Source organism: Variovorax sp. J31P207 (genome assembly GCF_030316965.1).
Classification (GTDB): Bacteria; Pseudomonadota; Gammaproteobacteria; order Burkholderiales; family Burkholderiaceae_C; genus Variovorax; species Variovorax ginsengisoli_B.
Window position 1 is genome coordinate 136,532 of the sequence record NZ_JASZYN010000003.1, and the last position, 17,489, is coordinate 154,020.

The 17,489-nt window shown below is 69.5% G+C and carries 16 protein-coding genes; 12 read left to right on the top strand and 4 right to left on the bottom strand.

Annotation, left to right across the window (positions count from 1 at the left end; genetic code table 11):
* Positions 1–10 precede the first annotated feature (10 nt).
* Complete coding sequence (locus QTI68_RS11730) at positions 11–1,555, bottom strand: YifB family Mg chelatase-like AAA ATPase (RefSeq protein WP_286521721.1); 1,545 nt, start codon at positions 1,553–1,555, stop codon at positions 11–13.
* Between the two features lie 166 nt (positions 1,556–1,721).
* On the opposite strand from QTI68_RS11730, the gene QTI68_RS11735 reads away from it, so the two are divergent.
* The 10 genes from QTI68_RS11735 (at position 1,722) to QTI68_RS11780 (ending at position 12,798) form a co-directional block, all read left to right on the top strand.
* Positions 1,722–2,585: a TorF family putative porin gene (locus tag QTI68_RS11735; RefSeq protein WP_286522260.1), complete on the top strand. Its 864-nt coding sequence runs from the start codon at positions 1,722–1,724 to the stop codon at positions 2,583–2,585.
* 56 nt (positions 2,586–2,641) lie between these two features.
* Complete coding sequence (glnK, locus tag QTI68_RS11740) at positions 2,642–2,980, top strand: P-II family nitrogen regulator (RefSeq protein WP_162565354.1); 339 nt, start codon at positions 2,642–2,644, stop codon at positions 2,978–2,980.
* A 28-nt stretch (positions 2,981–3,008) separates the two neighbouring features.
* Entirely contained in the window at positions 3,009–4,535 is a 1,527-nt protein-coding gene (amt, locus tag QTI68_RS11745; RefSeq protein WP_286521722.1) for an ammonium transporter, read from the top strand.
* Between the two features lie 147 nt (positions 4,536–4,682).
* Positions 4,683–5,606 carry an SMP-30/gluconolactonase/LRE family protein gene (locus QTI68_RS11750; protein WP_286521723.1) on the top strand — a complete coding sequence of 308 codons (924 nt, stop codon included), beginning with the start codon at positions 4,683–4,685 and terminating at the stop codon, positions 5,604–5,606.
* A gap of 1 nt (position 5,607) precedes the next feature.
* On the top strand, positions 5,608–6,489 hold the full coding sequence (locus QTI68_RS11755; RefSeq protein ID WP_286521724.1) for a LysR substrate-binding domain-containing protein: 882 nt from the start codon (positions 5,608–5,610) through the stop codon (positions 6,487–6,489).
* A gap of 107 nt (positions 6,490–6,596) precedes the next feature.
* Positions 6,597–8,258 (top strand): L-lactate permease, encoded by a 1,662-nt coding sequence (locus QTI68_RS11760; protein ID WP_286521725.1) that lies wholly within the window; start codon positions 6,597–6,599, stop codon positions 8,256–8,258.
* Between the two features lie 150 nt (positions 8,259–8,408).
* Complete coding sequence (locus QTI68_RS11765) at positions 8,409–9,914, top strand: FAD-linked oxidase C-terminal domain-containing protein (protein ID WP_286521726.1); 1,506 nt, start codon at positions 8,409–8,411, stop codon at positions 9,912–9,914.
* Positions 9,915–9,941: 27 nt separating this feature from the next.
* Entirely contained in the window at positions 9,942–11,057 is a 1,116-nt protein-coding gene (glcE, locus tag QTI68_RS11770) for a glycolate oxidase subunit GlcE (protein WP_286521727.1), read from the top strand.
* An 8-nt stretch (positions 11,058–11,065) separates the two neighbouring features.
* Positions 11,066–12,292, top strand: coding sequence for a glycolate oxidase subunit GlcF (glcF, locus tag QTI68_RS11775; RefSeq protein WP_286521728.1), 1,227 nt, complete (start codon positions 11,066–11,068; stop codon positions 12,290–12,292).
* Between the two features lie 86 nt (positions 12,293–12,378).
* Positions 12,379–12,798: a carboxypeptidase-like regulatory domain-containing protein gene (locus QTI68_RS11780; RefSeq protein WP_286521729.1), complete on the top strand. Its 420-nt coding sequence runs from the start codon at positions 12,379–12,381 to the stop codon at positions 12,796–12,798.
* Here QTI68_RS11780 and QTI68_RS11785 read toward each other — a convergent pair whose 3' ends face one another.
* Genes QTI68_RS11785 through lplT form a run of 3 tightly spaced genes read right to left on the bottom strand, consistent with a single transcriptional unit; the run spans position 12,799 to position 15,507 of the window.
* Entirely contained in the window at positions 12,799–13,287 is a 489-nt protein-coding gene (locus QTI68_RS11785) for a glutathione peroxidase (RefSeq protein WP_286521730.1), read from the bottom strand.
* Entirely contained in the window at positions 13,284–14,186 is a 903-nt protein-coding gene (locus QTI68_RS11790) for a DMT family transporter (protein ID WP_286521731.1), read from the bottom strand. Before QTI68_RS11790 ends, QTI68_RS11785 begins: the two co-directional genes overlap by 4 nt.
* Positions 14,187–14,202: 16 nt before the next feature.
* Complete coding sequence (gene lplT / locus QTI68_RS11795) at positions 14,203–15,507, bottom strand: lysophospholipid transporter LplT (RefSeq protein ID WP_286521732.1); 1,305 nt, start codon at positions 15,505–15,507, stop codon at positions 14,203–14,205.
* Positions 15,508–15,680: 173 nt separating this feature from the next.
* Here lplT and alr point away from each other — a divergent pair, with 173 nt between their 5' ends.
* Together alr and QTI68_RS11805 are read left to right on the top strand one after the other, a co-directional pair.
* Positions 15,681–16,769 (top strand): alanine racemase, encoded by a 1,089-nt coding sequence (gene alr / locus QTI68_RS11800; protein ID WP_286521733.1) that lies wholly within the window; start codon positions 15,681–15,683, stop codon positions 16,767–16,769.
* Positions 16,766–17,485 (top strand): hypothetical protein, encoded by a 720-nt coding sequence (locus QTI68_RS11805; RefSeq protein ID WP_286521734.1) that lies wholly within the window; start codon positions 16,766–16,768, stop codon positions 17,483–17,485. The genes alr and QTI68_RS11805 overlap by 4 nt, the downstream gene beginning before the upstream one ends.
* Positions 17,486–17,489: the final 4 nt, after the last annotated feature.

Genomic DNA, 17,489 nt, shown 5'->3' on the forward strand with positions numbered 1-17,489 from the left:
CGAAGCGGATCTACGCCGCCTGCAGCGCCCGCCGGTACTGCACCGCCTCCGCCAAATGCGCTGGCTCGACCGCATCCGCACCCGCCAGATCGGCGATGGTGCGCGCCACCTTGAGCGCCCGGTGGGTGCTGCGGGCCGACCAGCCGAGCCGCGTCGCGGCCAGTTGCAGGAACTGGAGCGCCGCCGGTGCCAGCGCGGCATGGCGGTCGATCTCGGCGCCGGCGAGCGCCTGGTTCGGCCCGCCTTGGCGTGCCAGGGCGCGCTCGCGCGCCGCCACCGCGCGGCCGCGGATCGTCGCGCTCGCCTCGCCGGCCGCGGCCTCCAGCAGCTGCTGCGCCGACACCCCGGGCACCTCGATGTGCAGGTCGATGCGGTCCAGCAGCGGGCCGCTCAGCTTGCCCTGGTAGCGGGCCACCTGGTCCGGCGTGCAGCGGCAGGCCTTGAGTGTCGAGCCCAGGTAGCCGCAGGGACAGGGGTTCATCGCGGCGATCAGCTGGAACCGCGCCGGGAACTCCGAGCGCCGGGCGGCGCGCGAAATCGTGATGGTGCCGGTCTCCAGCGGCTCGCGCAGGGCCTCCAGCGCGGCGCGCGAGAACTCGGGGAACTCGTCCAGGAACAAGACGCCATGGTGCGCCAGCGAGATCTCGCCCGGCCGCGGCGGCGACCCGCCGCCCACCATCGCCACCGCGCTGGCCGTGTGGTGCGGGCTGGCGGTCGGCCGCCGCATCCATTGCCCGGTCTCGAAGCGCCCGCCCAGGCTGGCGACCGCCGCGCTCTCCAGCGCTTCGTCCACGCTCATCGCCGGCAGCAGCCCGGCGAAGCGCTGGGCCAGCATCGACTTGCCCGAGCCGGGCGGGCCCACCATCAGCAGGCTGTGGCCGCCGGCCGCGGCGATCTCCAGCGCCCGCTTGGCGCCCGCGTGTCCCTTGACGTCGCCCAGGTCCGGCGGGCGCGAGGCCGGGCCGGGCGGCGCCGCCAGCACGCGGGCCCAGCCTTCGCCGTCGCCGGCGGCGTCGAGGGCCGGCGGCACGGCGTCGGCCGGCAGGAACTGACGCACCACGTCCAGCAGGTGGCGGGCCCCATAGACCTCGGCATCCGGCACCAGCGCGGCCTCTTGCGCACTCTCGGCGGGCAGCACCAGCCGCGCGCCGATGCCGCGCAGGTGCAGGGCCAGCGCCATGGCCAGTGCACCACGCACGGGCCGCAACTGCCCCGACAAGGAGAGTTCGCCGGCGAATTCATGGCCGGCCAGCCGCGCGGCCTCGATCTGGCCGCTGGCCGCCAGGATGCCGAGGGCGATCGGGAGGTCGAAGCGGCCTGAATCCTTCGGCAGGTCGGCCGGCGCCAGGTTGACCGTGATGCGCTTGTTGGTCGGGAAGTCGAGCCCGGAATTCTGGATCGCGCACCGGACCCGCTCGCGGGCTTCCTTGACCTCGACGTCGACCAGCCCGACCAGCGTGAAACTGGGCAAACCGTTCGCCAGATGCACCTCAACCGTGACTTCTGCGGCTTCGAGGCCCAGCAAAGCGCGGCTCTGCACCAAACACAGACTCATTTCGCTCCCTTTCACCAAGATGGTGCGTGCCATCTCTTTGTTCTTGATTGTGACCAAGTGCATCGGGCGTCAAACCCTGCCTCCTCGGGAGGATGCGCTTTGGCACGCTCCCTGCTTTGAGAAGGATTCCTAACCACTTTTCAAAACACGAGGAGTCCGCTCGATGATGCACCGTAAATCCGTCCAGATCCTGGCTTTGGGCGCGCTCGCCGCCCTGCCGATGCTCGCCAGCGCGCAGGCTGCGGCCGACGCGGCTGCCGCACCGGCGCCGAATCTCACGGGCAACGTCGCGCTGACCACCAACTACAAGTTCCGTGGCCAGGACCAGGACGTCATCGGCAACAACGGCCTTGCCAAGACCAGCTGGTTCAAGCCAGCCATCCAGGGCGGCATCGACTATGCCTTCGGGGACAGCGGCTTCTATGTCGGCAACTGGAACTCCAGCGTCAACTGGCTGACCGGCAACTCGGTCGAGATGGACTTCTACGGCGGCTACAAATTCAAGGGCGGCCCGATCGACTGGGACGTCGGCGTCTATCAGTACTACTACCCCGGCAACACCTCGGGCAACACCACCGAGATCTACGGCGCGGGCACCTGGTCCGACGAGAGGTTCGGCGCCTTCACTGCCAAGTACTCCTGGACCGTCTCCAACGACTACTTCAACTACGCCGGCCACCAGCGTGGCTCGGGCCTGGATGGCCAGAACACCGGCTACCTGAACCTGGCGTACACGAAGGAGATCGTGCCCAAGCTGACCTTCAAGACGGCCATCGGCTACACCTTCTTCACCAGCGACATCAAGAGCCTGGGCTACAAGGACTACCTGGACTACAACGTGGGCGTGTCCTACGACTTCGGCAGCGGCCTGGCCCTGGCCGGCTCGGTGCAGGGGGGCAACAACCAGAGCGCCTTCAACCTGATCGCCTCGCCGGGCATCCCCACGGGCACGGTCTTCGGACCGATCGGCCAGACCACCTTCTCGCCGAATGTGACGCGGTTCATCGTCACGTTGACCAAGACGCTCTAGTCATAGAAGGCGTGGCCCGGGGCTGCGCCGTCCCTTTCATCCGCAGGAGAAACATCATGAAGCTGGTCACAGCCATCATCAAACCCTTCAAGCTCGACGAAGTGCGCGAGGCGCTGTCCGCCATCGGCGTGCAGGGCATCACGGTCACCGAGGTCAAGGGCTTCGGACGCCAGAAGGGCCACACCGAGCTCTATCGGGGCGCCGAGTACGTCGTCGACTTCCTGCCGAAGGTCAAGATCGAAGCGGCCGTGGCCGACGAGCTGGTGGAGCGCGTCATCGAGGCGGTCGAGAGCGCTGCGCGCACCGGCAAGATCGGCGACGGCAAGGTTTTCGTCTACGACCTGGAGCAGGTCGTGCGCATCCGCACCGGTGAAACGGGCCGCGAAGCCCTCTGACACGCAAGGCACGAAAGATAAAACCGAAATGAAAAAATTCCTTGTCTCACTCGCGCTGGGCCTGAGCCTGCTCGGCGCCGGCACGTCCGGCTTCGCGCAGGCGCCAGCAGCGGCACCCGCGGCTGAAGCCTCGGCGCCCGCCGCGGCCGCGCCGGCCGCCGCTGCGCCGGCCGCTGCAGCACCGGCCGCCGATGCCGCCGCGGCCCCTGCTGCCGCCGCACCGGCGCCCTCGTTCAACAAGGGCGACACCGCCTGGATGATGGTCTCGACCCTGCTCGTGATCATGATGACGGTGCCCGGCCTGGCGCTGTTCTACGGCGGCCTGGTTCGCAGCAAGAACATGCTGTCGGTGCTGATGCAGGTCATGGTCACGTTCTCGATGATCGTGGTGCTGTGGATGATCTACGGCTACAGCCTCGCGTTCACCGAAGGCAACGCCTTCATAGGCGGCTTCGACCGGCTCTTCATGAAGGGCATCTTCGATCCGGCCACCGGCGTGTTCGCACCCGGCGCGACCTTCAGCAAGGGCGTCTACATCCCCGAACTGCTGTTCGCCGCCTTCCAGGCCACCTTCGCCGGCATCACCTGCTGCCTGATCGTCGGCGCCTTCGCCGAGCGCATCAAGTTCTCGGCCGTGCTGCTGTTCATGGTGCTCTGGTTCACCTTCAGCTATGCGCCGATCGCCCACATGGTCTGGTTCTGGATGGGCCCGGACGCGTATGCCAGCAAGGAAGTGGTCGACGCCATGAACGACAAGGCCGGCCTGATCTGGCAGTGGGGCGCGCTCGACTTCGCGGGCGGCACCGTGGTGCACATCAACGCCGCCGTCGCCGGCCTGGTCGGTGCCTACCTGGTCGGCAAGCGCATCGGCTACGGCAAGGAATCGTTCACGCCGCATTCGCTGACCTTGACGATGGTCGGTGCCTCGCTGCTGTGGGTCGGCTGGTTCGGCTTCAATGCCGGCTCGGCCCTCGAAGCCGGCACCAGCGCCGTGCTGGCCTTCATGAACACGTTCTCGGCCACTGCCGCCGCCGTGCTCGCTTGGTCCATCGGTGAAGCGCTGATGCGCGGCAAGGCCTCGATGCTGGGTGCCGCTTCGGGCGCCGTCGCCGGCCTGGTGGCGATCACCCCGGCCGCCGGCAACGTCGGCCTGATGGGCGCGATCATCATCGGCTTCGTCGCCGGCTTCGCCTGCCTCTGGGGCGTCCATGGCCTCAAGAAGATGCTCAAGGCGGACGACTCGCTGGACGTCTTCGGCGTCCACGGTGTCGGCGGTATCGTCGGCGCGCTGCTCACCGGCGTGTTCAACACCCAGGCCCTCGGTGGCCCCGGCCTGGTCGGCGACTGGGTCACGGCGGGCGTGATCTCCAACGGCATCGGTGCCCAGGTCTGGATCCAGCTCAAGGCCGTGGTGCTGACCATCGTCTGGTCGGGCGTGGTGGCCTTCATCTCCTTCAAGATCGCCGACCTGACCATCGGTCTGCGGGTGTCGGAAGAAGAAGAGCGCGAAGGCCTCGACATCACCTCCCACGGCGAAACCGCCTACAACCGCTGAAGCCTCCGGGCCGCCGCGTGCGGCCCGCTTCCGCGGCAAGAATTTGTCTGCGAGAGTCTCCTCTGGAAGTTCAGCCCGCACGCTTCGGCCTGCGGGCTGTTTTTTTTGTGGGTCGCGAGGCGGGCGAATTGGCCTAAGCTCTCGCGCATGTGGACCACCCTCGACGACAGTCTGAGCCAGCTCGGCGAATCGCCGTTCTGGCATCCCGGCGAACGCTCGCTCTACTGGCTCGACATTCCCGGCCGCGCGGTGCTGCGCACCCGCGGCGACATCGACGGCTCGCCGTCGGTCGAGCGCTGGGACCTGCCGACCGAGCCCGGCTGCATGGCACCGGCGCGGCGCGGCGGACTGGTGATCGCGCTGCGCGACGGGGTCTACCGCGCGGCCGAGTGGGGCGCTGAATTGCGGCCGCTGGCACGGGTCGACCACGACATCCGCACCATGCGCTTCAACGACGGAAAGTGCGACTCGCTGGGCCGGTTCTGGGCCGGCACCATCAACGAAGCCAAGGACCGCGCCAACGCCACGCTCTACTGCCTGGACGCGCGTGGCGGCCGGGCGCCGGCGCTGCGGCCGATGGCCAACCAGGCCACCACCGGCAACGGCCTGGCCTTCGCGCCCGACGACGCCACCGTCTACTGGGCCGACACCGCGGCACACCGGGTGCGCGCCTGGAGCTGGGCCGCGCGTGTCAACACCCTGTCGCACGAGCGCGCCTTCCAGCAGTTCGAGGACAAGCCCGCCGGCTGGACGCCGGCTTCGCCGCTGCGCTACGAAGGTCGGCCCGACGGCGCCACCGTCGATGCGCGGGGCCACTACTGGGTGGCGATGTTCGAGGGCGGCCAGCTGTTGCGCTTCGCGCCCTCGGGCGAGCGGGTGGCGACGCTGGCGACCCCGGTCCAGTGCCCGACCATGCCCTGCTTCGGCGGCGACGACCTGCGCACGCTGTTCGTCACCAGCGCCCGCCGCGGCCGTCCGGCGGCCGAACTCGAGGAGCGGCCGGCTTCGGGCTGCGTGATCCGCATGCGCGTCGACACGCCCGGCCAGCCCGTGGCCTTCTTCGAGGACTGAAGTGGCCCTCCAGCACATCCCGCCGATCCAGTGCCTGCTGACCTTCGAGGCGGTGGCGCGGCTTCGCCACGCGGGCCGCGCGGCCGACGAGCTGTGCGTCACCCCGAGCGCGGTGAGCCATCGCATCCGCCAGCTCGAATCGCATGTGGGCATCAAGCTCTTCGGCCGCAGCGACTTCAATCTGACGGCCGACGGCGCGGTCTACCTCGCCAACGTGCGCACCGGCCTGGCGGCCCTGCAGGCGGTGCCGAGCCGCGACGCCACGCGGCGCTCGACCCGGCTCAGGCTGGCGGTCACGCCGACCTTCAGCCGCCAGATGCTGATGCCGCACCTGGAGCTGTTTCGCAACATCTACCCCGACGTCGAGCTGGTGATGCAGGTCTCGATCCCGCTGCTGGACGTGACCGCCGAGCAGGCCGACCTCGAAGTGCGCTACGGCAGCGGCAACTACGCCGACTGCGAGAGCCGGCTGGTGCTCGAGGAGTCGGTGGTGCCGGCCTGCAGCCCGAGCTACCTCAATGAGTTCGGGCCCTTCACCGGCTTTCGCACCGAGGCCGAGATCGCCGCCGCGCGGCTGATCCGCAGCCCCCTGGAGCCCTGGAGCACCTGGTTCGCGAGCTGCGGCCTGGACCATCCCGAGCCGCAGGTCGGCGCCCAGTTCAACGACCTGGGCCTGGTCTACGACGCCGCCGCCAGCGGCTTCGGCGTGGCGCTGGTGCGGCAGAAACTGGGCGCGCAATGGCTCGAGTCGGGGCGGCTGGTGCCGCTGTCGGACCGGCCCGTGCCCTCGCCGCTGCGCCACTACATCTGCTGGCAGCCCGGCACGCTGGAGCGCTGGGAATGCGAGGCCTTCGCCGAGTGGCTCGTACAAACCCTGAGATAGTTCGAGCAGATTTCAAGGCCGCCGCAAAAAACCTTCAATTCGGCGGCCCCCGGGTTCCTTAAAGTTCGGATCGCACAAGCGAGACACCACTTTTCGGGAGACAGCTCATGACCTGGCAGCAAATCTACGACCCCTTCGGCAACATGATCGTCTCCACCGCGCTGGCCGCGATTCCGGTGGTGGTGATGCTGGCCTGCCTCGGCTTCTTCCACATCAAGGCCCACATCGCGGCCGGCCTGGGCCTGCTGGCGGCGATCGCCGTTGCCGTCTTCGCCTACGGCATGCCGGTCGACATGGCGGGCCGCGCGGCGCTGTTCGGCGGCTTCACCGGGCTGCTGCCGATCGGCTGGATCGTGCTCAACATCATCTTCCTGCAGCAGCTGGCGGAGCAGAACGGCAGCTTCAAGGTGCTGCAGGATTCGCTCTCGGGCATCACCGAGGACCGGCGCATCCAGCTGCTGCTGATCGCCTTCTGCTTCGGCGCCTTCTTCGAGGGTGCGGCCGGCTTCGGCACGCCGGTCGCGGTCACCGCGGGCATCCTGATCGGGCTGGGCTTCTCGCCCCTGGCGGCCTCCGGCCTGAGCCTGATCGCCAACACGGCGCCGGTCGCCTTCGGCGCGCTCGGCACGCCGGTCATCACGCTGGCCAAGGTGCATGGCTACGACCTGATGGAGGTCACGGCGATGATCGGCCGCCAGCTGCCCTTCTTCTCGCTGCTGGTGCCGTTCTGGCTGATCTGGGCCTTTGCCGGGCGCAAGGCGATGTGGGAGATCTGGCCGGCGATCCTGGTCACCGGCGTGAGCTTCGCGATCCCCCAGTACCTGGTGTCGAACTTCATCGGCCCGGAGCTGGTCGACATCATCGCGGCGATCGTCTCGATGGTCTGCCTGGTGCTGTTCCTGCGCGTCTGGCAGCCGCGCAAGATCTGGCATTCGCCCTCGCTCAAGGGCCACGACGTCAGCGCCCATGAAGCCAAGCCGCCGGCGCCGGTGGTGGTGCACGAGCGGGCGGCGCTGATTCGCGCCTGGACGCCGTGGCTGATCCTGTCGGTGTTCGTCTTCGTCTGGGGGCTGCCTTCGGTCAAGACCGCGCTCAACGGCCTCTTCGCGCCCTCGTTCCCGATGGCCGGCCTGCACAACATGATCGAGAAGATGCCGCCGGTGGTGGCCACGCCGACCAAGGAAGGCGCGGTCTACGTGCTGAACATCCTGTCGGCGACCGGCACCGGGATCCTGCTGTCGGCCGTCGTCAGCGCCTTCTTCATGCGCTACGGCCCGGTCGAGATCGTGCGCATCTTCTTTCGCACGCTGTGGCTGGTGCGCTACTCGCTGCTGACCATCGTGCTCATGCTGGCGCTCGGCACGCTCACGCGCTTCTCGGGCACCGACACCACGCTGGGCCTGGCCTTCGCCAACACCGGCGCCTTCTATCCCTTCTTCGGCACCTTGATGGGCTGGATCGGCGTCGCGATGACCGGCTCCGACACCGCCTCCAACGTGCTGTTCGGCGGCATGCAGAAGGTGGCGGCCGAGCAGCTCGGCCTGTCGCCCAACCTGATGGGCGCGGCCAACAGCTCGGGCGGGGTGATGGGCAAGATGATCGACGCCCAGTCGATCGTGGTCGCCTCCACCGCCACCCGCTGGTTCAACCACGAAGGCGATATCCTGCGCTTTGTGTTTTTCCACTCGATCGCGCTGGCCTGCCTGGTCGGCCTGTTCGTCACGATGCAGGCCTACGTCTGGCCCTTCACGCTGATGGTGGTCCGATGAAGCCCACCCCCGAATCTCGCTCACTGCGTGTAGCGAGTTCCCCCTCAAGGGGGCGACACCAGCGGCCCGGCAAAGCCGGTTCCGCGGTGTCTCACGAAGGGGCTGGTGCTCGCCGGGCTTCGTGCAAGTCCAATGAAAAGAGGCTTTGAAATGAATGCGCCGCTCAGTTCCGCCGAACAAGGTTCGTTGTCGGCCTCCGCCCGCCAGGCCCAGGTGGTGCAGGCGCTGCAGCCGCAGTTGCCCGCCCATGCGCTGATCTGGCACGACGAGGACACCGTGCCCTACGAGTGCGACGGCCTCACGGCCTACCGCCAGCGGCCGCTGGTGGTGGCCCTGCCCGAGACCGAGGCCCAGGTCGCGGCCGTCCTCAAGACCTGCCACGGGCTGGGCGTGCCGGTGGTGGCGCGCGGTGCCGGCACCGGGCTCTCAGGCGGCGCGATGCCGCATGCGCTGGGCGTGACGATGTCGCTCGCCAAGTTCAACCGGATCGTCAGGATCGATCCGGTCAGCCGCACCGCGGTGGTCCAGTGCGGCGTGCGCAACCTCGCGATCAGCGAGGCGGCGGCGCCCTTCAACCTCTACTACGCGCCCGACCCCTCGAGCCAGATCGCCTGCACCATCGGCGGCAACGTGGCCGAGAATTCGGGCGGCGTGCACTGCCTCAAGTACGGGCTCACCCTGCACAACGTGCTGCGGGTGCGCGGCTTCACGGCCGAGGGGGAGGCGATCGAATTCGGCGGCGAGGCGCTCGACTGCGCCGGCCTCGACCTGCTGGCGCTGGTGATCGGCAGCGAGGGCATGCTGGCCGTCACCACCGAGGTCACTGTCAAGCTGGTGCCCAAGCCGCAGCTGGCGCGCTGCATCATGGCCAGCTTCGACGATGTCCGGAAGGCCGGCGATGCAGTGGCCGCGGTCATCGCGGCCGGCATCATCCCGGCCGGCCTCGAAATGATGGACAAGCCCATGACCGCCGCGGTCGAGGACTTCGTGCGTGCCGGCTACGACCTCGACGCGGCGGCCATCCTGCTGTGCGAATCGGACGGCACGCCCGAGGAGGTCGAGGAAGAGATCGGCCGCATGACCGAAGTGCTGCGCCAGTGCGGCGCCACCGCGATCGCCTGCAGCGAGAACGAGGACGAGCGGCTGCGCTTCTGGAGCGGCCGCAAGAACGCCTTCCCGGCCTCGGGCCGCATCAGCCCCGACTACATGTGCCTCGACTCGACCATCCCGCGCAAGCGGCTGGCCGACATCCTGCTCGCGATCCAGCAGATGGAGAAGAAGTACAACCTGCGCTGCTGCAACGTGTTCCACGCCGGCGACGGCAACCTGCATCCGCTGGTGCTGTTCGACGCCAACGACCCCGACGAGCTGCACCGCTGCGAGCTGTTCGGCGCCGACATCCTCGAGACCAGCGTCGCGATGGGCGGCACGGTATCGGGCGAGCATGGGGTCGGCGTCGAGAAGCTCAACAGCATGTGCGTGCAGTTCACCGCGGCCGAGAACGAGCAGATGTTCGGCGTCAAGCGGGCCTTCGATCCTGCGGGGCTGCTGAATCCCGGCAAGGTGATTCCGACGCTGTCGCGCTGCGCCGAGTACGGCAAGCAGGTGTTCCGCGCGAGTCGGGCGATGCCTTTTGCGGACCTGCCGAGGTTCTGATTACCTTGCGGGACAAAGATCAAGACGATGGAATCCACAGCCCTCAAAGATATCGCCGACCGCATCCGCGCCGCCGCTGCCGACCGCACGACCTTGAGCATCCGCGGCGGCAACACCAAGGCCTTCTACGGCGAAGCCGCGCACGGCGAACCTCTCGAGACCGCCGCGCTCGCCGGCATCGTCAGCTACGAGCCCAGCGAACTGGTCGTCACCGTCGGGGCCGGCACGCCGCTGGCCGAACTGGAGGCGCTGCTGGCCGGGCAGGGCCAGTGTCTGCCGTTCGAGCCGCCGCGCTTCGCGCCCGGCGGGACGGTTGGCGGCACGGTCGGAGGCATGATCGCGGCCGGGCTCAGCGGCCCGGCGCGCGCCAGCGTCGGCTCGGTGCGCGACTACCTGCTCGGCCTCACGCTGGTCAACGGCCGCGGCGAGGTGCTGGTGTTCGGCGGCCAGGTCATGAAGAACGTCGCCGGCTACGACGTCTCGCGCGTGCTGGCCGGTTCGATGGGCGCGCTGGGATTGATCGCCGAGGCCAGCCTCAAGGTGCTGCCGGTGGCGCCGGCCGAGGCCACGCTCGACTTCGCCTGCAGCCAGGCCGATGCGCTGCGCCTGCTCAACGAATGGGGCGGCCGGCCGCTGCCGCTCAATGCCAGTGCCTGGCGCCTGCGCGACGGCGTCGGCGTGCTGTCGCTGCGCCTGCGTGGCGCGGTGGCGGCGGTCGAGGCGGCCTGCACGCAGCTGGGCGGCGAGCGCCAGGATGCCGGGCGCGCCGCGGCCGGCTGGCAGTCGCTGCGCGACCAGCAGCACCCGTGGTTCAGCGCCGGCGCGGGCGCGTTGTGGCGGCTCTCGGTGCCGCAGACCGCGCCGGTGCTCGACCTCGACGGCGCGCCGCTGGTCGAGTGGCATGGCGGCCAGCGCTGGTATCTGGCCACCCCCGGCGAATCGCAGCGGGTGCGGGCCGCGGCCCGCGCGGCCGGCGGCCATGCGACGCTCTTCAGGCCCGCGCCCGGGGCGCGTCACGAGGCCCGCTTCGACGCCCTGAGCGCGCCGATCGAGCGCATCCACCGCGCGCTCATGAACGAATTCGATCCCGATGCCGTGTTCGATCGCGGCCGGCTCCTTCCTGCAAGAACCACCGCGCACTGAAGCCCCGCATGCAAACCGAACTCGCTCCCGAATTCCAGGGCACCGCCGACGGCCGCGAGGCCGAGGCGATCCTGCGCAAGTGCGTGCACTGCGGCTTCTGTACCGCCACCTGCCCGACCTACCAGCTGCTCGGCGACGAGCTCGACGGCCCGCGCGGGCGCATCTACCTCATCAAGCAGGTGCTCGAAGGCAAGGCGCCGACGCGCAGCACGCAGCTTCACCTCGACCGCTGCCTGACCTGCCGCAACTGCGAGACCACCTGCCCGAGCGGCGTGCAATACGGCCACCTGGTCGACATCGGTCGCAAGATCGTCGACCAGAAGGTGCCGCGGCCGATGGGCGAGAACGCCGTGCGATGGACGCTCAAGGAGGCCCTGCCTTCGCCGCTCTTCGGCCCGGCGATGAAGCTGGGCCAGTCGGTCCGCGGCCTGCTGCCGGCCGCGCTCAAGGCCAAGGTGCCGGCGCCGCGGCCCGCGGGTGCCTGGCCCACGCGCACGCATGACCGCAAGGTGCTGATGCTGGCCGGCTGCGTGCAGCCGTCGATGGCGCCCAACATCAACAGCGCGACCGCGCGGGTGCTCGACGCCGCCGGCATCCAGGCCGTGGTCGCGCCGAACGCCGGCTGCTGCGGCGCCGTCCGGTTCCATCTCAACGACCAGGACGGCGGCCGGGTGCAGATGCGCGCCAACATCGATGCCTGGTGGCCGCTGGTCGAAGGCGGCGCGGTCGAGGCGATCGTCATGAATGCCTCGGGCTGCGGCGTCACGGTGCGCGAGTACGGCCACATCCTGAAGGACGACCCGGCCTATGCCGCCAAGGCCGAGCGCATCAGCGCGCTGACCCGCGACCTGAGCGAGCTGCTGCCCGAACTGGTGCCGACGCTGAAAGGCCGCGTCGCGGCGCCGGCCGGCGTCGTCGCCTACCACCCGCCGTGCACGCTGCAGCACGGCCAGAAGCTGCGCAACGGGGTCGAGGTCCACCTGCGCGCGCTCGGCTTCGACATCCGGGTGGCGGCCAGCGAATCGCACCTGTGCTGCGGCTCCGCCGGCACCTATTCGGTGTTGCAGCCCGAGCTGGCCTATCCGCTGCGCGACCGCAAGCTGGGCCACCTGAACCAGCTGCAGCCCAGCGCCATCGCGTCGGCCAACATCGGCTGCATCACGCACCTGCAAAGCGGCACGCAGACGCCCGTGCGGCACTGGATCGAGCTGCTCGACGCCGCGCTGGCGGTCTGAACGTACAGCATCCGGGGTTCTGGTCCGACGCCCGGCGCGACGGCGCCGCGCCAGCATGCAGGCGTGTTCCTACCGGGAGAATTGCCATGCATGCCTTTTCACGAACCCTGTTGCGCACCGCCGCGCTGTGCGCCTGCGCCGCCGCCCCCTGGATGGCCCAGGCCCAGACCCCGGCCGTGGCGCCGGCCATGAAGGTCCAGGATGCCGGTCGCTACGTCTGCGGCGGCGTCGGCTCCGACGAGTCGGTCGCGATGCGCGCCGCCATGAAGGACCACCCGCTGTCGCTGCTGTTCGCCCGCGCCAGCGGCGCCTACCTGGCCGATGTCGACGTCATGGTGAAGGATGACAAGGGCGGCACCGCGCTGGCGATGCGCGCCAGCGGCCCGGTCTGCCTGGTCGACCTGCCGGCCGGCCGCTACACGGTCGAGGCCGCGAGCGAGGGCGTGACCAAGAGCCAGGCCGTGACCCTGGGCGCCGGCGCCAAGACCGCCGATTTCAGGTTCTGATCAGGCCGCCTGCAAGGCCGCCTCGATGTCGCGGGCGATGGACTCGGGCTTGTCGAGCGGGGCGTAGCGCTTGAGTACCCGGCCGTCCCGGCCGACCAGGAACTTGGTGAAGTTCCACTTGATCGCGGTGCTGCCCAGCAGGCCCGGCGCCTCCTTGACCAGCCACTTGTAGAGCGGCGCGGCGGCGGCGCCGTTGACGTCGATCTTCTCCATCATCGGGAAGCTGACGCCGTACTTTTCGGTGCAGAAGGCGCCGATTTCGGCGTTGGTTCCCGGGTCCTGGTGCCTGAACTGGTTGGACGGAAAGCCCAGCACCGAGAGGCCCTGCCCGGCGTACTTCCGGTACAGCGCCTCCAGCCCCTCGAACTGCGGCGTGAAGCCGCACTGGCTGGCGGTGTTGACGATCAGCAGCACCCGGCCGCGGTACTCGGAAAGCGGGGCCGGCCGGCCGTCGATGCGGCGGGCCTCGAAGTCGTAGACGCTGGTCATGGCAAGTCCTGGGGGGAAAGTGTGCGCCGATCATCGTCGCCCGCCGGGGCGCGTGCAAACGACGACCACACCGCCGCCGCCACGATCAGCGCGCCGCCGAGCCAGATCCGCGTTTCCATCGTGGCCGCGCCCAGCGCCACCGACGAGACGCTCGCGAACAGCACTTCGGACAGCATGATCACCGAGGTCGCGCTGGCCGCCAGCCGCGCCGCGCCGTACTGCAGGCAGACGTTGGCGAAGACGAAGCCGGTGCCCAGCAGCAGGGCCCAGCCCCACCAGCCCGGGTCGGCCAGCGGCGGCGGCGCCATCGCGCCGAGCGCCGTGCCGACCAGGGCGGTGGCACCGGCCATCACGGCGCAGCCGCCGAACATCGCCAGCGCCCGGGCCTCGCCGGGGGCGCTGCGCAGCCGGCGCAGCAGGATGTTGGTCACAGCGAAACCGAAGCCGGCGGCCACGCCCAGCCAGTCCGGCAGGCTGGCCGGCACCGGCCAGTCGGTCTCAGGCGACTTCAGCACCACCGCGACGCCGACCAGCGCCAGCGCCACCCGGGCGAGCGCCGCGAGGCTCGGCCGCTCGCCCAGGAAAGCCCAGGCCAGCAGCACGCTCCACAGCGGCATCAGGTAGAACAGCAGCACCACCCGCACCACGTCGCCCTGCGTCACGGCCCAGTTGAAGCCGACATTGGTCAGGCCCGCCGCCAGCCCCAGCGCCAGCAGCGCCGGCTGCCGGGCGAACAGCCCCCAGACGCGCCGCCGCAGCAGCGCCATGGCGAGCGTGACGGCGGCATAGATCAGGCAGGTCGCCCACACCGGATGCAGGCCACGCCCTTCGAGTTGGCGGAAGGGAAACCAGGAGACGCCCCAGACGAAGGCGTTGAAGATCAGCGCGAGAGCGGGCAATGGAAACGGAAACCGGTCAGTGGTGCTTGTCGCTGCGCGCGATGGCGAGCAGGTGCTCGACCTCTTCCGGATGGCGCTTCAGGTTGTGCTGGTGCCAGCGCTTGATGAGCCACATGAAGCCGGCCACCACGACGCCGAAGGCGGTGATGGCCGAATAGGCCGACAGGCCGATGCCGGTGCAGGCGCTGTAGAACGCACCCAGCACCAGGATGCACGACTGCTCGTTGAAGTTCTGCACGGCGATCGAGCGGCCGGCGCCCATCAGGTTGTGGCCGCGGTGCTGCAGCAGCGCGTTCATCGGCACCACCAGGAAGCCGCCCAGGCCGCCGAGCAGGATCAGGAAGGGGACGGCGAGCCAGATGCTGCCGATGAAGTTCATGCCGATCACCAGCAGGCCCATGCCGATGCCCATCGGGATCACCCGCGTGGCCATGTCCAGCCGCATCTTCATCGAGGCCACGATCGCGCCGACCGCGGTGCCGATCGCCACCACGCCGGTCAGCGACGAGGCCTGCGCCGTGTTGTAGCCCAGCGCCAGCGAGGCCCAGGCCAGCACGATGTACTTGAGGTTGCCGCCGGCGCCCCAGAACAGGGTGGTGGTGGCGAGCGAGATCTGGCCCAGCTTGTCGCGCCACAGGCGCGAGTTGCATTGCCAGAAGTCGGGCAGCAGGGCGAACACGTTGCGCACGATGCCGTGCTGCGGGTTGGAGCGCAGCGGCCGCATCTCGACGCCGGTCAGCGGGATCCGGGTGTTGAACCAGGCGGCCACCATGTAGACCAGGATCAGCGCCGAGATCGCGGCCTCGGGCGGCGTGTTGACGCCGGTCTCGATGAACGGGAAGTCGATCGCCAGCAGGTGGCTGGAGAGCGCATGCCCGACCAGCTGCCCGCCGAGCACGATGCCCAGGATGATCGAGGCGATGGTCAGCCCCTCGATCCAGCCGTTGGCCTTGACCAGCTGCGAGGCCGGCAGCAGCTCGGTCAGGATGCCGTACTTGGCCGGGGAATAGGCCGCGGCGCCGAGCCCGACGATGGCGTAGGCCATCAGCGGGTGCGAGCCGAACAGCATCATCACGCAGCCGACCACCTTGATCGCATTGCTGATGAACATCACCTTGCCCTTGGGCAAGGCGTCGGCGAAGGCGCCGACCAGCGGCGCCAGCGCCACGTAGAAGACGGTGAAGATCGGCACCAGCGCGGCGCGCTGCCACTCCGGCGCGCCGCTGGTTCGCATCAGCTCCACAGCAGCAACGAAAAGCGCGTTGTCGGCCAGTGACGAAAAGAACTGGGCCGACATGATGGTGTAGAAACCGCGCTTCATCGATGAGCTGGCTGGCCAGATGGGGGAGGGCTGGCGGTAGTGAAGAAAAGGGCCCGCATCAGAGGCGGGTGCGCGGTTATAGCATGGGGTGCGCGATGTCAGAATGGCGCTTTCCGGCCTCAACGCCAGGCTTTGTTGTGTGAGTGTTTTCAGCTTTTCACAGGGTTTTTGAAGTGCCACGTCCGATCCTTGCCACTGTCCATGCCGCCGCCCTGCGCCACAACCTCGACCGGGCCCGCCGTTCCGCGCTCGATTCCCGGGTCTGGGCGGTGGTCAAGGCGAACGCCTACGGGCACGGGATCGAACGGGTTTTCGACGCCTTCCGCGCGGCCGACGGCTTTGCGCTGCTCGACCTGGCGGAGGCCGAGCGGGTGCGCGCCCTGGGCTGGCGAGGGCCGATCCTGCTGCTCGAGGGCGTCTTCGAGCCGCGCGACCTCGAGCTGTGCTCCCGCCTCGACCTCTGGCACACGGTCCACTGCGACGCCCAGATCGACATGCTGGCCGCCCACAAGACCCAGGTGCCGCAGCGCGTCTTTCTCAAGATGAACTCCGGCATGAACCGCCTGGGCTTCACGCCCGAGCGCTTCCGCTCGGCCTGGACGCGGCTCAATGCCCTGCCGCAGGTCGACGAGATATCGCTCATGACGCACTTCAGCGACGCCGACGGCGAGCGCGGCATCGCCCACCAGATCGAGGTCTTCGACCGTGCCGCCCAGGACCTGCCCGGCGAGCGCACGGTCGCCAACAGCGCCGCGACCCTGCGCCACCCGGCCCAGACCCGGGCCGACTGGGTGCGCCCCGGCATCGTGCTGTACGGCAGCGCCCCCGACTTCCCCGAGCACGACGCGGCCCACTGGCAGCTGCAGCCGGCCATGACGCTCGCCACCCGGCTGATCGCCGTGCAGACCCTCCAGGCCGGCGACACCATCGGCTACGGCTCCAGCTTCCGCGCCGAGGGCCCGCTGCGCATCGGCGTCGCCGCGGTCGGCTATGCCGACGGCTATCCGCGGCACTGCAGCACCGGCACGCCGGTGCTGGTCGACGGCGTGCGCACGCGCATGGTCGGGCGGGTCAGCATGGACATGATCACGGTCGACCTGACGCCGGTGCCCGACGCCGGTTTCGGCTCCGAGGTCACGCTGTGGGGCCGCTCGTCGGCCGGCGCCGTGCTGCCGATCGACGAGGTGGCGCGGGCCGGCGGCACCGTCGGCTACGAACTCATGTGCGCCGTCGCGCCGCGCGTACCCGTCGCCGCCGATTGAAGATCCTCTCCGACTGGCGCTCGGTCCGGCTCTGGGAGTCGCGCTTCGAGCAGGACCTGCACCGCAGCCATGACCTGCGCCTGCATGGCTTCGCGATCGGCACCACGATCCTGCTGTTGATGTGGGCCGTGTCCCACCTGCAGATGCGCCTGGGCGTCGACGCGCTGGCGCTGCGCTATGCGGTGACGCTCGGCGTCGGCTACGGGGCCTACCTGTTGCTGCTGCGCTGGTGGGCGGCCCGATTGGTGCACCGCAACATGAGCTTCGATGCCGACCTGGTGGACCCCGGCGTGGCCGACTGGCCCTCGGGGCACGCGCCGGCGGCGAAGCTCGACGCCGGCGGCCTGCCGGACGTCGGCGGCGGCGCGCTCGACCTGGTGGGCGGCGTCGACGAGGGCGCGGTGTTCGTGGTGCCGGTGCTGGCGATCTTCCTGATCGGCGTTGCCGTCGTGTTCGGCGCCGGCGCGCTGGTGATGCTGTACTTCGGCTGGGACGCGCTGCTCGCGGTGGCGGTCGAGATCGCTTTTTCGTACGTGTCGGCGCGGGCCGTGGTACGGATCGCGCGCGAGGGCTGGCTGGCGGTCGCCGTGCGGCTGAGCTGGAAGCCGCTGCTGGGCGCCCTCCTGTGCGCGGTGCTGCTGGGCGCGGTGATCGACCGCTTCATGCCGCAGGTCGATTCGCTGCCGGGGGCGGTGCGGGTGCTGATGGGGCGCTGAGGCG

Bases quoted from the DNA above. Each gene is read 5' to 3' on its own strand.
- glcE (WP_286521727.1), top strand. From the start codon at position 9,942: ATGGAATCCACAGCCCTCAAAGATATCGCCGACCGCATCCGCGCCGCC.
- lplT (WP_286521732.1), bottom strand. From the start codon at position 15,507: ATGAAGCGCGGTTTCTACACCATCATGTCGGCCCAGTTCTTTTCGTCA.
- QTI68_RS11765 (WP_286521726.1), top strand. From the start codon at position 8,409: ATGAATGCGCCGCTCAGTTCCGCCGAACAAGGTTCGTTGTCGGCCTCC.
- glnK (WP_162565354.1), top strand. From the start codon at position 2,642: ATGAAGCTGGTCACAGCCATCATCAAACCCTTCAAGCTCGACGAAGTG.
- QTI68_RS11785 (WP_286521730.1), bottom strand. From the start codon at position 13,287: ATGACCAGCGTCTACGACTTCGAGGCCCGCCGCATCGACGGCCGGCCG.
- amt (WP_286521722.1), top strand. From the start codon at position 3,009: ATGAAAAAATTCCTTGTCTCACTCGCGCTGGGCCTGAGCCTGCTCGGC.
- QTI68_RS11750 (WP_286521723.1), top strand. From the start codon at position 4,683: ATGTGGACCACCCTCGACGACAGTCTGAGCCAGCTCGGCGAATCGCCG.
- QTI68_RS11735 (WP_286522260.1), top strand. From the start codon at position 1,722: ATGCACCGTAAATCCGTCCAGATCCTGGCTTTGGGCGCGCTCGCCGCC.
- QTI68_RS11760 (WP_286521725.1), top strand. From the start codon at position 6,597: ATGACCTGGCAGCAAATCTACGACCCCTTCGGCAACATGATCGTCTCC.
- glcF (WP_286521728.1), top strand. From the start codon at position 11,066: ATGCAAACCGAACTCGCTCCCGAATTCCAGGGCACCGCCGACGGCCGC.
- QTI68_RS11780 (WP_286521729.1), top strand. From the start codon at position 12,379: ATGCATGCCTTTTCACGAACCCTGTTGCGCACCGCCGCGCTGTGCGCC.
- QTI68_RS11730 (WP_286521721.1), bottom strand. From the start codon at position 1,555: ATGAGTCTGTGTTTGGTGCAGAGCCGCGCTTTGCTGGGCCTCGAAGCC.